Source organism: Candidatus Cloacimonas sp. (assembly GCA_039680785.1).
Lineage (GTDB): Bacteria > Cloacimonadota > Cloacimonadia > Cloacimonadales > Cloacimonadaceae > Cloacimonas.
The window spans coordinates 63009-78095 of record JBDKSF010000043.1; the positions used below are offsets into that span (position 1 = coordinate 63009).

Here is a 15087-nt window from a genome sequence, read left to right on the forward strand (position 1 = left end):
TGCTATGAAAATCGATGAAATCACAAATGCAATGGTGGCTGAGCATAATCTCAGTCCGGAAGAGTATGAAAGGATAAAATCCATACTTAATAGGGAACCAACTTTGGTTGAGCTGGGTATTTTCAGTGTAATGTGGAGTGAACATGCCAGCTATAAAAATTCTGCTTTATTGCTGAAAACTCTTCCCAAAGAGGGTTCTTTCATTTTAGCCAAAGCAGGAGAAGAAAATGCTGGTTTGGTTGATATTGGACAGGGCTTGGCAATTTCTTTTAAAATAGAAAGTCATAATCATCCTTCCGCTTTGGAACCTTATCATGGTGCCGCAACTGGCGTAGGGGGTATTTTAAGAGATATTTTCACAATGGGAGCAAGGCCTATTGCAGCTTTGGATTCCTTGCGTTTTGGCAATCCCGCAAATCCTAAAGTGCAACATTTACTGAAAGAAGTAGTTAGCGGCATAGCTGATTATGGAAATTGTTTTGGAGTTCCCACCGTTGGGGGCGAAGTATATTTTGAAGATAGTTATGAGGGCAATCCTTTAGTGAATGCAATGGCCGTGGGAGTTGTTCAACACAATAAAATAGCGCGTTCAGCGGCTTCCGGAATTGGAAATGCAGTTTTAATCGTAGGGGCTAAAACAGGACGCGATGGCATTCATGGAGCTACTTTTGCCTCAGTTAATTTAAGCGAAAAATCAGAAGAAAAAAGAACCGCTGTCCAAGTAGGAGATCCCTTTCTGGAAAAATTATTGCTGGAAGCAACTTTGGAAGCAATTGACGCAGGACTTATTGTTGCTATTCAAGATATGGGAGCCGCGGGCTTAACTTGTTCCAGTTCAGAAATGGCTGGGAAAGGTAATGTCGGCATTGAAATTGATGTTTCACTTGTTCCACAGAGGGAAACGAATATGACTCCCTACGAAATTATGCTTTCGGAATCGCAAGAAAGAATGTTGGTGATTGCTAAACCAGAAAATCTAAAACGCCTTCAATCCATTTTTACTAAATGGGATTTGGATGCCGTAAAAATTGGCAAAGTTACTGCGGACAAGATGCTTAGGGTTTTTTACGGGCAGGATATGGTTGCTGAAATTCCCGCCGAAACACTTATTTTAGGGGGTTTGGCTCCTGTATATCAAAGGGAATATGTCCGCCCCAAATATCTTGATGATTTGCAAAATTTTAATGCAGTAGATTTACCCGAACCGGATAATTACTCAGCAGTGCTTCATAAGCTTATTTCTTCTCCCAATCTTTGCAGTCGGCAGCAAATATATCATCAGTATGATTATATGGTTCAAATTGGAACAGTTGTAGAACCAGGTTCGGACGCGGCAGTTGTCAGAATTCCAGATACCGATTTGGCAATTGGGCTTTCCACCGATTGTAACGGCAGTTATTGTTTTTTAGATCCTTACGAAGGAGCAATTTATGCAGTTGCAGAAGCGGCAAGAAATGTTGCCTGCAGTGGAGCTAAGCCCATTGCCATCACCAATTGTCTCAATTTTGGCAATCCTTATAATCCTGAGGTCTATTATTGTTTTCGGGAAGCCATTCGCGGAATGAGTGATGCCTGTAAAGCTTTAGGAACTCCAGTTACGGGAGGAAATGTCTCTTTTTACAATGAAAATCCGGAAGGCGCAATTTATCCAACGCCAGTCATTGGTATGTTAGGGTTGATGACAGATTTTAGCAAAGCAACAACACAATATTTTAAACATCCTAACGATAAAATTATCCTTTTGGGCTCTTGGAAGGCAGATTTTGGGGGTAGTGAATATTTGAAATTACAGCATCATAAGATAGCTGGAAAACCACCGACAGTTAATTTGGAAACAGAAAAACGCCTTCAGGATTTGATTTTGGAACTTATTGATCGGAAATTAGTTAACAGCGCCCATGATATATCCGAAGGGGGTTTGTTAATAGCTGTTTTAGAATGTTGTTTTGCACCCGACAGATTATTTGGGGTAAGAATTTCTTTTGACTTTTCCGATAATCCGGCTAATATTTATTTTGGGGAAGCGGGAAGTAGAATTTTAATCAGTGCCGATCCAGAGAATTGTAAAATTATTAGGGAAGCAGCAAATTTGTCTGATATTGAATATAATGAATTGGGTTATGTTTCCGATAACGCCGATTTTATTGTCAATAAACATATTTCAGAAAGCACAGCTGCTTTTTATGCTGCCTGGAAACAGGGTTTAAAAATATAAACTATAAGGAATAAGGAAATGAAAATGAACTTTGTGTTTAGCAATTTTTTTTGGGGGCTACTTTTCATTCTGTTAGGACTGTCCGTTTTTTTAAAGGCATTTAATATCCATCTGCCTTTAGTGAGAGTTTTTCTTGCCATTATAATCATAATGTTTGGCATCAAGCTGCTTTTAGGCATTAAAACCCACAAATATAATAAACCAAAACACTATGCCCAAGAGAATTCCATCAATTATAGCAGTTTTAGAAATGACTACAGCATCGTCTTTTCTTCCGGAATTATTGACCTTAGTGCGCTGAAAGATAATGCCAAAAATATCGAGATTGATGTTGTCTTTGGGTCAGGAACGGTAATTTTGCCCGATAGCGTTGCCATCAATATAAACCCTACTTCCGTTTTTGGGTCAACTATTTTGCCTCCGAAAATGCCTAATGTGCAGGGTGATCCGGTTGAGATAGAATCAACAGTAGTTTTTGGACGCTTGGAATATAAATATGCCAAAACTCCAGACCCGCAGAATAACCAAAATGCATCCCAAAAAGGAACTTTCTAAACTAAAATCACTATCGTGAAAAAATCCACTCTTCTGCTTTTATTGTTCGTTCTGGTAAACATTTTAACAGCCGAAAAACTTGGCTATGCCTTAAGCGGTGGTGGGGCAAGAGGTTTTGCCCACATTGGAGTGTTAAAGGTCTTAGAAGAGGAAGGAATTCATCCTGATTTTATAGCTGGAACGAGCATTGGAGCCGTTATCGGAGCTCTTTATGCGATGGGTTATTCCGCTCAAGAACTGGAAGATATATGTTCACAGATAAATTGGGATGAACTCACCGGAGATGTCCAAAAGCGTAAAGACCTTTATATCGGACAAAAAAGGTGGTCTCCTTATGGTAATGCTGTTTTTGAATTGAATGAAAAATGGGTTCCGCAAATTCCCTCTTCTTTCTTTGTGGGCAATAATCTCAATCTGGAATTGTTTAAATATACCGCAGCCGCTTCTCAGCTAAAAAATTTTAATGATTTGCCCATTCCTTTCGCCTGTAACGCAACCGACCTGGTAACCGGCGAAGGAATTGCTTTTACCAGTGGGTCTTTAATGCAGGCAATTCGTGCTTCGATTTCCATTCCGAGTTTGATTGAACCCTTTGAACTGAATGGTCATTTTTATATCGACGGAGGCATCTCCCAAAATATGCCGATTGATTTACTCCATCAAATGGGAGCCGACCAGGTTTTAGGCATAAAAGTAAATTCCACTTTACGCAAAGAAGATGATCTTAACAGCTTCGTGGATATTTTAGATCAGTCCATTAATATCGGCATAACGCGCAATTTAAACGAACATTTAGATGATTGTAACCTTCTGATTGAGCCCGATTTAACGGAATTCGTCTCCACCGATTATCAACACATACCGGAAATTATCGCGGCAGGAGAGGCCTCCGCTCGGCAAATGATTGATCAGATCAGAGCTTTTAAAGCCACTTTATCTCCTGCTGAAACAAGGGTAAATAGTTTTAACAAAGACCTCAATGAATTTTATGTTGCCGAAATATATCTGTATGGAAATAAAACAATTAGCTCTGCCAAAGGGAGAGAATATTTGGGTTTGGCAACCGGTAAGATTCACCATAGCCAAGAAATTGTCGATGCCTGTATCAATGCCTGGAATTCCCAGGTCTTTAAAACAATTTATCCTGTTTTGGAAAAACGAAACGACGATAAATACAATTTGCTTATATTCGTGCAAGAAAACGAGAGCAAACATCTTGCCTTAAACTTAGTTTACAATAGCGAAGAAAAACTGATGGCAGGTTTAGTGCTATCTCTAAATAACTATCTATTACGAAATTCTAACCTCTTGGGAGAAGTGAAATTGGGAGGTAGGAATGAACTTAATATTGATTATGTGAAGAATTTCGGAGAAGAATGGGGCGCTTATTACCGTCTTTTTCCATATCTAACTGAAAAAACCATATATAATTACAGCGATCATCATAAAACCGATAGCATAAAATCTACGGAGTGGGGAATAAATTCCGGAGTGGGTGTTTTTGCCAAAGACCTTGCCATTGCGGAATTCTTCCTTTACAGCAATCAAACTAATCTCCACAGTGATATTTCTCAAACTCCTTTGTTACCCAAGACATCCGTGGTGAGCGGATTTGGCATAAAGGGTTATCACGAAAGTTTGGATGATTATACTTTTCCTACTGTAGGTGCCAGGATTTTCGGCAAATTCAATTTTTCCCGTTATAGAGAAGTGAGTGATTTTCTTTTTAGCTGTTTTCAGGGAAAGGCGGATTTTTATGTTCCGCTAAAAAAGATTGCAACTCTTCATTCATCAATGCAGTATGGCAGTTATTTAAGTTCCGCCGAACAAGCTACCATCGATCCTTTTATCATCGGAGGAACTGATAATTTTATGGGCTATTCGCGCTATGAAGTTAGCGCGCCTTACTACCAAATTTTATCTTTAGGGCTATCTTCTCTGCTGGCAAAACGCTATTTTTGGGAGGGGGGCATACAGGGTTTGCACTATTCCGACAAAGATATCTGGGAAAATAATTCGGATTGGGAATATTGCGGCTATTTGGGTATCGGCTACAAAAACAGTATGTTACCGGTAAAACTGTATATTTCTTTGAATAAAGCCAAGGATGTGCATAGTTTCTTAAGCGTTGGCTACGATTATGATATCTTCTTCTTTTCCCGCCGATGAAAAACACTCCTTACAGTTTTGATTGATAATGCAGTTCATTGTTAAGCCGAATGCACGGTGAGAACTGAAAATGGAAGGCAGATTTTACCAGGCAATTCATTAGTTTTATTTTCTTTGCTTGTTATCAATTTTTGACGGCAAAGGTATAATCAGAAAGGTAGTGATGGCATTGAAGAGCATTTTTTATTTGCTTTGCTTCCGCTAACTACACACCCCTATACAGCTGGTATCCATCTCGAAACCATCCCGTATCGGAATACGGGGAGCATACCGGAAATATTTGTGCTGCATAGCGTTAGCGAGTAGGGCAGAGAAAAGGATGCTTTTACGGCTGAACATCCCTTCCTAAAACATTTAGCCCAAACAATATTTCAGCAGAGTTTGATTTTTGGCTCTCAAATAGACGCTTGCCATAAGGTATTTTGGGCTCATTAGAAAAATTGTGGCGTGGCTTGTAGTGGTTTAATTCAGTGGTTATCTTCCGAAGGATTCTGTCTTTTTGCCGCCTATCTGTATGTAAAGGTGATCATTATATTGCTTTATGCCAGTTTTAATTTTTAAACGCTTGGATTATGATATTCTTAGCTTCCTCGCATAATGCCCAGGATTTTTCCGTAGATTCACTTTCGGTATAGATGCGGATAATGGGCTCGGTTCCCGAAGGGCGAATATGGATAAAATGTTTGTTTCCAATAAGTTTAATGCCGTCTTGAGTATCCAGTTCGTAATTTGGATAATGGGTAAGGATTTTAGCTAATAAAGTGTTCACCTGGAAGTCGTCTAAAATTAGCTTATCTTTTGCGAAATAATACTTTGGCAAACTATCAACAAGAGCCGATAAGGGCATATTGGTTTCCGCCAATAAACCTAAAATCAAAGCCATTCCAGCAATGGCATCACGCGTATAATGCACCTCAGGACAAATAATTCCACCATTTCCTTCGCCCCCTACAGGAGAATTAATTGCCTGCATTTTTTTTCCGACATTTATTTCGCCAATTCGGGTGCGGAAAACATTAACGCCAAATCTTTCTGCGATATCATCGGAAATCATTGAGCTGCTAAGATTTACAACTATGTCACCTTTGCTTTTGGGAATAATGAATAGTTCGGCTAAAGCCACGCTTAATTCTTCTCCTATGCATTTTCCCTTTTCGGAAACGACGGAAAGACGGTCTACATCTGGGTCTGTGGCAAAACCGATATCGGCTTTGTAGAACGAAACTGCTTCTTCCAATTGGTGTAAATTTTCATTCAAGGGCTCTGCCGGATGAGCAAAAATACCGGTCGGTTCGCTGTTTATTTCGTAAACGGTGCAGCCCAGTGCTTTTAGTAACAAGGGAGAAATTAGTCCGCCGGCTCCGTTGACGGAATCAATCACTACTTTAAAATGGCGAGATTGAATCTGCTGAACTTGTAAATAAGGAATAGCCAGTATCTTGGCTATGTGTTCATTAATGGCGTTCTCATCCGAATTTACCTCTCCGATATTATCCCACGCTGACCATAAAATATCGTCGTCCACGGAAGATAAAAAATTAACTGCTTTTTCAGGGGATAAAAACATTCCATCGGCATCCACAAATTTCATTGCATTCCACTGGGGAGGATTATGCGATGCAGTTATGGCTATGCCTCCAATGGCATCCGTTTCTTGAACTTTTAAAAGAATGGTGGGAGTGGAAACAATTCCCAAATCGGTTACATCACAGCCCGAACTTATTAAAGCGGAAATTATGCTGTGCAACATAGCTTTTCCTGTGGTGCGGCTGTCTCTGCCTACAATTATCAGTGGTTTGGATGCGGGATAACTTTTCTTTTGCAGATTGGCAAAATGTGCGGCAAATTTTAGGGTGATGATAGGATTAAGGGTGTCTGCAAAGACACCCCTTACTCCACTAACACTTGTCATTAATTTAGACATTATATTACATACCGTATTTAGACCTGTTATCGATAATCTTGGAATTCTTTTTCATCTGATCATACCAACGATTCCAGGCAGCATCTTCCAGGGTTTTGCGAATTTGTTCTTGTTTGTCCTTGTCTTTGGCAAAAGCATTGAAATCTGGTTTGATGCGTTCGCTGCAACTGATGATGAAACTTCCTTCTTTGGTATGGATTAATTTGCTGGTAGTTCCCGCTTCCAAAGCGAGTGCGGCATTGGTAAATTCTTCACACATTCCTACATTGGGAACGCTTTGTCCTCTTTTGTGATTGGATAAATCTATAATTTGCCAACCCTCTTTGACGGCGGCAGTAAAATATTCTGCGGAAGGATATTTGGCAACGAATTCTTCTGCCTTGGTTTTGATTTTGGCTACTTTCTTTTCTTTTTCCAGCTGATATTTGATGCGGAGTTTTACTTTCTCGAATTCCTCATAATAAACCTTTTTGTTATCAGTTAGCTGAGCGATAATTTTTCGGTTTTGCTGATCTGTAATAATATCCGAAATTGCCTTTTCTTTGCCTTTGCGCATAAATTGTAAAAGAGCTCCGTCATTGCCGATGCCGGGAATATATTCTTGGTCATGAGGCACCCAATCGCTATCCTGAACTTCCATTTTCAGTTCTTTAGCGGCTGCGTCAATACCCTTTTTCTTTATCAAATTTTTGGCAGTTTCCACCTTAGCCAGTAGGGCATCTTTGGTCTCATCGGAGGGCTCTACTTTCAATAAGATGTGGCTTGCTTTAATTCTATAATTTTCAGGATCTTTGGAAGCAATGCTGTCACAACGGATAATATGCCATCCGAAACTGGTTTTAACCGGTCTGCTAATTTCTTTTACTTTCAAAGCAAATGCTGCTTGTTCAAATTCAGGAACCATCTGTCCTTTTCCAAATTCACCTAAGGAGCCGCCATTATCTTTGGAACCGGGATCATCTGAATATTCTTTTGCCAGAGCGGCAAAATCTTCGCCTTTGATGGCTCTGTTATAAACTTCCTCAGCAGTTAATTTGGCAGACGCATAGTCCTTATCGGAAGGTTTCTCTTCAAAAGCGAGATATTTGATTCTGGAAGCGGGACCTTTTTTAAATTCCGTTTCCTTATTTTTGTCATAATATGCTTTAATTTCTGCATCAGTAACAGTTACTGGCTCTGATTTGTTGGGATCAAACCAAATAAATTTGCCGGAAACGCTGTCCGTTTCCTTGGCATATTGCGCTTTTAAGCTATCTATCGTAATGCCTGCTTGGGCTTTTATTTTATTTTGTAGTTTCTGGCGCGGAAGATAACTGCGAACATAATCTTCCATTGCAGCAAAAAACTGAGGGTTATTTTTTAAGGCGGAAAGATATTTGGCTTTGTCAAATCTTCCGTTTGTCTGCAAAGATTCATTTTGCATCAGTTCTTGAGGAGGATTATTTTGCATTTCAGTTAAAATTTCATCCTCAGAGACCTTAATTCTATGCTTTTTTATCTGCTGTTGCCATAAAATGTCGCTTACCAATGTTTCCCAGGCCTGATTTTCAATACTTTTGCGCGTGTTTTCATCAATGGGTTGGTCTTTATACATTTGGGAATAGCGATCATACATTTCCTGTATTTTCTGCTGATACATATCAAATGTGATCTTAGTGCCATTTACTTTCCCAGCGTATGGTTTGGGAGTAAGTAATTCCCCAATGCCTACTGCTCCCATACCAAAAATAAATACTATGGCTACGATATAAATGACTACTTTCTGTTTCTTTCTCAACTGATCCAGCATTTCTATGCTCCTTATATAGGATAAATTTCTTTTGTTAAGCCATTTTTTTAATGCTCGAGTTTTTAACAAGGTTTTTTTTCACTACCTGCTTCTAACATCCCGTTCTTTATAAAAAAACATACTTATCCACTGCTATATTGTAAGTGACTTTTTTACTTTAGGAACCGAGCAAATCGACAAAATAGTATCCCTTAACCAGAATAATCATCACACTTGCAAGCAAGCAAACATTTCGCTTGACGAATAAGGGCTTTTTAAAGTTTTGGGTTAAAGAATACGAAATTCTAATAATAATATATGGTATAAGGGAGTATAAGCCAATGAAGAAATTTTCCTGGCGTGGCTTTTTCATAGTCATATTTCTATGCGTAACAGCATTTTTCCTCGCTCCTATGGCTATCCCCAATCTGCCAAACTGGTGGTCTAAACATCATTTAAAGTTGGGTTTAGATCTCAGGGGTGGAATGCAGATACTTTTGGAAGTAGATACTTCCGAACTTTCTGCTGCGGATGCCAGAAATGCTGTAGAGCAGAATATTAAAATAATTCGGGAACGAATTGACCAATTTGGAGTAGCCGAACCCTCTATCCAAAAATTGGGTGAAAACAGAATAATGGTTCAGCTTCCCGGGGTCTCTGACTATAAAGCCGCTGAAAATCTAATTAAGCAAACCGCAATGCTGGAATTTAAACTGGTTATTCCTACAGAAGAAGCAAAGCGGGTTATTGAAGTTGTTGATCAAAATATCAACAATAATCTTACTAAGTTTCCAGTTTTAGCAGAACTGGCGAAAAAAGATAAAAGTATAATGGCAGATACTACTTCAACTGATAGTTTGAAAGCTGGAACAGGTGTTTTTAGCACTTTGATTCTGCCGGGCGAAATGGATTATGAAGTTCAATACAGCGATGTGCGATTAGTTCAAGATTTATTGGCTGATACACTTTTTGCTCAAATGGTTCCCATGGGCTATCAATTAGCTTTGGATAAGGCAGATGCGGAAAATCCTCGGGCGGATAGGAATCTTTATGTTCTTTCTTCTGCCGTGGAATTAACCGGTGCCGATCTTGCCAAAGCAAAAGTTGAATATGGCTCGGCAACATCTACTGATCCTCGAACTGCCAATAAACCTTATATCTCCATTGAAATGAAAAGAGATGGAGCACGCAAATTTGAACGCGTTACTGCCGATAATGTTGGAAAGCGTTTGGCGATAGTTTTGGATGGAGTAGTTTATTCCGCTCCCAACATCCAAGAAAGAATTGCCGGTGGCAGAGCTCAAATTACCGGAAGGTTTACGGCTACTGAGGCAAACGAATTAGCTATTGTGCTGAACACAGGAAATCTGATTGCTCCTATCAAGCCGGTTTCCACATCCATAATAGGCGCCACTTTGGGAACTGACAGTATTCGCAGAGGGACTTTTGCTGGTTTAATCGGTTTGATAATTGTGGTCTTGTTTATGGCCATTTATTACAAATTATGCGGTTTTATTGCCGATATTGCCTTGGTTCTAAATGTGGGCTTCATTTTAGCTATGTTAACCGCTTTTGGCGCAACTTTAACTCTTCCAGGAATTGCTGGTATAATTCTTACCATAGGTATGGCAGTTGATGCCAATGTGCTTATCTACGAAAGAATCCGCGAAGAATTGGATTTGGGGAAAACCCCGCGCAGTGCAGTTGATGCTGGTTTCAAAAGAGCTCTGGTAACGGTTTGGGATTCCAATCTGACCACAATTATCGCTGGAATCGTGCTTTATTATTTGGGAACAGGTCCCATACGCGGATTTGCCGTTACTTTGGTTATCGGAATTATTGGTTCAATGTTCACGGCGATAGTTGTAGTTCGTTCTATTTTGGATAACATTGTTCTGAAAGGGACAAAAACGAAGTTGAGTGTGTAAGGAGCAAAAAATGAGAATTCTAAAACATCCTAATATCCAATTTGTGAAATACCGTTACTGGGCTTACACATTCTCAATTATATTGTTACTGATAGGCATAGGTGGAATCATTTTCAAAGGTCTGAACTGGAGTATTGACTTTACCAGTGGTATAACTGCCACCTTAAATTTAAAAGCTAAAGATCCAGCATTAGCTCCTTTGCCTATTCATAATTTACGAAACGCGCTTACTAAAAATGGCTTTCCGGAAGCGGAAATTATGTATATAGGCAATCCAGATAATTCCACTTTCCAAATTAAAATAAAGAGCGTTGGGAAAGGTAGTAATATTTCTTCGGAAACACGCACCAAGCTCTTGGACATCATTCAGCAGAATTTCCCCGAATATATTAAAGGCAGAGATCTTAATACTGAAGTGATCGAAGAAATATACGAAGTTGGTCCAAAAGTTGGTGGCGAACTTAGAACTCAAGCATTTTGGGCAGTAATGCTTGCCTTGATTGCTATGATCATTTATATTTGGTTCCGTTTTGAATTTACTTTTGGTTTGATGGGCATTCTGGCTTTATTTCATGATGTCTTTATGATTGTAGGCATATTTGCCATCACCGGCAAAGAAATCACGATGCAAATAATTGCTGCGTTATTAACAATTGTTGGTTACAGCATAAACGATACGATTGTTATTTTTGATCGCATCCGCGAAGATATGAAAAAGAACAGGAAAGAGCCGATTCAAGCGGTCTTCAACAATTCTATCAATGAAACTCTTTCCAGAACAGTCATAACCGGTGGAACTACTTTTCTTACTTCGGCTTGCCTGTATTTCTGGGGTGGCAGCGTGATTCATGATTTTGCCTTTGCCATCTGTTTAGGTATCTTCTTTGGAACCTATTCTTCCATTTTTGTGGCAAGCAACCTGGTTATAGACCTGAATTTGATTACCCATAAAGAAAAGAAAACGATGCAGCACTTAACCAAAAAGAAAAAATAAATCCTATACAATCTACCTCCTCTGGAACCGCTCAATTTTTGGGCGGTTCTTTTTTTGGGGGATTTTACACCGAGAACACTGAGAAGACCGAGGGCACCGAAAAAAGATGAATTTAATGACCACTGAGAACACTGAGAACACTGAGAGCACTGAAAAAAGAGTTTTATTAGCCACCGAAATTACCGAAGAAACCGAGAACACCGAAAAAGATAAAGGTATGTAGAAAAATAATAAAAGCCACCGAAAATACCGAAGAAACCGAGAGCACTGAAAAAGATAGGAAATTAAAAGAGAAAGAAAAGATAGAGAAAGAAAAGATAGAATATAAAATTGGATATTTGCACCCAAAACTACAACTGGGTTTCACTTTTTCACCTTTCCACTTTTCCACCTTTCCACTTTTCCTCTCGACTTCTCGACCTCTTGACCTCAAGACCTCTCGACCTCTCGACCTCTTGACCCCAAGACCTCTCGACTCCAAGACCTCTCGACCTATCGACCCCAAGCCCTCTCGACCTCTCGACCTCTTGACCTCAAGACCTCTCGACCTCCGGACCCTATTTCCGTCCGTGCACTTCAAAAAAGCTTTCTAATCTCAGCAGAGTTCTGGCATCGATATCTTCCGGTTGATCACCTTCCAAAGTTAAAAAGGGCAGGTCTATATGTTTTCTGAGCAGTAGGTTATCCAGTTGTAAGTGGCAAAAGCTTTGCGTGTAGCTAATCACTGCTTCGATACGGCGTTTTTTAAGTTCCCATTTAATATCTTTTAAGCGATCAAAAACACTGTAGGGATAAGTATAAGCCAAATATTGTTCAACTATGTCATCGCATAAATACGGCATGGCAAATTGACGCTGAACTTCATTGAATAAAACATCTCCTCCCAGTTCAAGAATTACCTCATAGACATTTTTATAGATGGGTGGAACGCCTAAATAAGCCAAGCGCAATTTGGCAGAAAAGGGGTCTCTTTTTTTTGCTTCTGATAAAAAGTCATCCAATTCACTTTCATAGCGATCCGGATTTCCGTTAAAATCGGAGGCATTAACCAGCCAGGTATGATTTTCCAGTCCGGTTACCAAATGTTCTTTCCAGGTTAATTCATCCAGAGTGATAAGTTTTTTTCTTATTTCATCGAGGCGTTTTTTGGTTTTCAAGGTCTCTCTGCGTGAAACGCCAAAATAATCTTCTAACCTGGTTATTTCATTATTAAGTTCCGCATAATTTTTGGTTGTAGGAAAGGAAAAACGATAAACCGGCAGATTTATTTCCGTAAATAAATCCAGTAAGGAAGTGGAATTTGAACAATCGCCTTCCACAATTCCGATTATCAAGTCCGGTTGAAGAGAAAGTGCAGCTGTATAATTACCTTTAATCCAACTGCAAAGTGTGCGCGGAAATCCTTTCATTTCAGCATTTTGAACATTAGTTGAAGGGTCTTGCGTGATAAATATATTATTTAAGTCCACGGGAATATGTCCTGCGGCATAAATAACTTCTACCGGCAAGGAAGAAGTGAAGGCAATTTTTTTAGGAATCATAGCTAAGCTCCAGATATTCATTTTCCAATTCAGAAATATGTTCTTTGCTTTTGTCAATGTTATTCAGCAGCAGGTTAATTTGTTTTTTTAGCTCTTTTGCTTTTGTTTCATCGCTATAAGTGGAAGATATTGCCAGTTCGTTATTTATCTTATCTATCAGGGAATGGCTTTCTTCTATGTGTATTTGTTCTTGTTCAATTTGTTTATGGATTTGTTCCAGATACCAGGGGTTTATTTTCTTTTTTCTTTCTTTGGGCTTTGCAATTTGTTTTTTGATTTCGGGAAGAGTAAAAGCAAGTTCCAATGCCTTTTCCAGTCCTGAATCAATTTCGCTTACAGTAGGGTAGAGTAAGTTATTTTCCAGTGCTTTATGAAAAACCCAATATTTTGTAGCCAGTTGTTGCATAAAATAGCGGTCGTGGCTTACAAATAGGATAGTTCCAGCATAGTTTTGCAAAGCAGAAAGCAAGCTATCATTCATTTCTATGTCAAGATGATTGGTTGGTTCATCCATTATCAGTAAATTTGGCTTTTGATGAATTAAAACGCAGAGCAGCAAACGGGATTTTTCACCTCCGCTTAAGATACTGGTAACTTTATTTACTTCGTCGCCGGTAAAGCCAAAACGCGCTAAAAAACTTAGCACATAACCTCTTGTTTCAAAAGGAACTATCTGCCATAATGTTTCCAAAACTGTTAAGTCCTCATTTAAGGATATCTGATGTTGGTCATAATAACCGATTTCCAAGGAAGCTCCAATTTTTAACGAGCCGGAAAATATTTCCAGTTTCTGCATCAAGACCTTCAGCAAAGTTGTTTTACCACAACCATTGGGACCGAGGATACATATTCTATCCTGATAATGAGCTCGCAAATTTACATTTTTGGCTAAAGGAGAGCTACCCACAATACCAAACTCCACATCTTTCAAAGTAAAAACATCATTTCCGCTGCGTTCACCGCTTTGGATGGCAAGGTGTATTTTCTTATCTGGCTCATTTTTCTGGATTATATCCATCTTAGAAAGCATTTTTAAGCGAGATTTTGCTTGTGCCGTTTTTTGTCCGGCGATGTTTTTACTGATGAAGTCCTGGGTTTGAGCAATAAATTTTTGCTGTCTTTCAAATTGTCTTTCCTTGCTCAAGCGTTCAATTTTATCTGCTTCCGCAAAGGCAGAATAATTACCTTTCGTAATAGTTAGTTGAGCATCTTTCAAATGAAAAATAGTGGTAACGGTATTATCCAGAAAAACACGATCGTGAGAAACCACTAAAAAAGGTGCATTACAGGCATTCAAATATTTTTCCAGCCAAGTTATCATAGCTATGTCCAGATGGTTTGTGGGCTCATCCAAAATCAGTAAATCGTAAGGCATCAAAAGTATTTTTGCCAGACAAATTCGGGTCTGTTCTCCACCGCTGAATAGGGATAGTGGCTTAGGGTAATCATTTTCACTAAATCCCAATGAAGTTATTACAAATTTCATTGTATTGGCAAAATCATCACCCCCGATGGCTTGAAAATCGTTCAGCGTTTTTTGGAGTTCCATTTCTAAGTCCTCAGAATGACTATTTTGCAGTATATCCGATAATTCTTCTATTTTCCGTTGCAAATTCAGGATATCGGGTCTGGAATTGGTTATGAAATTTCCCATCGTAAAATTGGTATTCAGAACAGGATTTTGTTGCAGATAAGCAATGCGGCATTTTTTGGCTCGCAATACTTTTCCTTCGGCAGGAGGCAATATGCCCAACATCAATTTCAGCAATGTTGTTTTACCGCATCCGTTAGAACCAACCAGTCCGATTTTACTGTTGTGTTCCAAAGTGCAATTTATATTACTTAAAATATGGTTTCCGGCAAATTCGATGCCGGCGTTAATAATCTGAATTAAACTCACTTCTAAATTCCTGTTCTTAATATTTGGAAAGCTTTTCCATAGACGAAGTTAGAACTATTTTAGAGAAGCACTTTTACTGTCAACTTCATTTTT

The 15087-nt window shown here is 39.1% G+C and carries 9 protein-coding genes; 5 read left to right on the forward strand and 4 right to left on the reverse strand.

Annotation, left to right across the window (positions count from 1 at the left end):
* Positions 1-4 precede the first annotated feature (4 nt).
* From purL to ABFC98_02920, 3 genes are read left to right on the forward strand one after another with little or no spacing between them, the layout of a single operon-like run.
* Complete coding sequence (gene purL / locus ABFC98_02910) at positions 5-2215, forward strand: phosphoribosylformylglycinamidine synthase subunit PurL (protein MEN6444978.1); 2211 nt, start codon at positions 5-7, stop codon at positions 2213-2215.
* A 24-nt stretch (positions 2216-2239) separates the two neighbouring features.
* On the forward strand, positions 2240-2770 hold the full coding sequence (locus ABFC98_02915; protein MEN6444979.1) for a hypothetical protein: 531 nt from the start codon (positions 2240-2242) through the stop codon (positions 2768-2770).
* A gap of 15 nt (positions 2771-2785) precedes the next feature.
* A complete protein-coding gene (locus ABFC98_02920; protein MEN6444980.1) occupies positions 2786-4939 on the forward strand; it encodes a patatin-like phospholipase family protein in 2154 nt (717 codons plus the stop codon).
* A gap of 550 nt (positions 4940-5489) precedes the next feature.
* Here ABFC98_02920 and glmM read toward each other — a convergent pair.
* Positions 5490-6863 carry a phosphoglucosamine mutase gene (gene glmM / locus ABFC98_02925; GenBank protein MEN6444981.1) on the reverse strand — a complete coding sequence of 458 codons (1374 nt, stop codon included), beginning with the start codon at positions 6861-6863 and terminating at the stop codon, positions 5490-5492.
* A 4-nt stretch (positions 6864-6867) separates the two neighbouring features.
* The gene (locus tag ABFC98_02930; GenBank protein MEN6444982.1) at positions 6868-8652 is read right to left on the reverse strand and encodes a peptidylprolyl isomerase; all 1785 of its coding nucleotides are present in this window, start codon (positions 8650-8652) and stop codon (positions 6868-6870) included.
* A 320-nt stretch (positions 8653-8972) separates the two neighbouring features.
* On the opposite strand from ABFC98_02930, the gene secD reads away from it, so the two are divergent.
* Both secD and secF read left to right on the forward strand, forming a co-directional pair.
* Positions 8973-10559 carry a protein translocase subunit SecD gene (secD, locus tag ABFC98_02935; protein MEN6444983.1) on the forward strand — a complete coding sequence of 529 codons (1587 nt, stop codon included), beginning with the start codon at positions 8973-8975 and terminating at the stop codon, positions 10557-10559.
* Positions 10560-10569: 10 nt separating this feature from the next.
* Positions 10570-11553 (forward strand): protein translocase subunit SecF, encoded by a 984-nt coding sequence (secF, locus tag ABFC98_02940; GenBank protein ID MEN6444984.1) that lies wholly within the window; start codon positions 10570-10572, stop codon positions 11551-11553.
* Between the two features lie 557 nt (positions 11554-12110).
* On the opposite strand, the gene ABFC98_02945 is transcribed toward secF, so the two are convergent.
* Both ABFC98_02945 and ABFC98_02950 read right to left on the reverse strand, forming a co-directional pair.
* The gene (locus ABFC98_02945) at positions 12111-13094 is read right to left on the reverse strand and encodes a 2-hydroxyacyl-CoA dehydratase (GenBank protein MEN6444985.1); all 984 of its coding nucleotides are present in this window, start codon (positions 13092-13094) and stop codon (positions 12111-12113) included.
* Entirely contained in the window at positions 13084-14994 is a 1911-nt protein-coding gene (locus ABFC98_02950) for an ATP-binding cassette domain-containing protein (GenBank protein ID MEN6444986.1), read from the reverse strand. The genes ABFC98_02945 and ABFC98_02950 overlap by 11 nt, the downstream gene beginning before the upstream one ends.
* Positions 14995-15087 lie beyond the last annotated feature (93 nt).

Coding starts and splice junctions, on each gene's coding strand:
- ABFC98_02945 (MEN6444985.1), bottom strand. CDS start 13,094: ATGATTCCTAAAAAAATTGCCTTCACTTCTTCCTTGCCGGTAGAAGTT.
- glmM (MEN6444981.1), bottom strand. CDS start 6,863: ATGTCTAAATTAATGACAAGTGTTAGTGGAGTAAGGGGTGTCTTTGCA.
- purL (MEN6444978.1), top strand. CDS start 5: ATGAAAATCGATGAAATCACAAATGCAATGGTGGCTGAGCATAATCTC.
- secF (MEN6444984.1), top strand. CDS start 10,570: ATGAGAATTCTAAAACATCCTAATATCCAATTTGTGAAATACCGTTAC.
- secD (MEN6444983.1), top strand. CDS start 8,973: ATGAAGAAATTTTCCTGGCGTGGCTTTTTCATAGTCATATTTCTATGC.
- ABFC98_02915 (MEN6444979.1), top strand. CDS start 2,240: ATGAACTTTGTGTTTAGCAATTTTTTTTGGGGGCTACTTTTCATTCTG.
- ABFC98_02930 (MEN6444982.1), bottom strand. CDS start 8,652: ATGCTGGATCAGTTGAGAAAGAAACAGAAAGTAGTCATTTATATCGTA.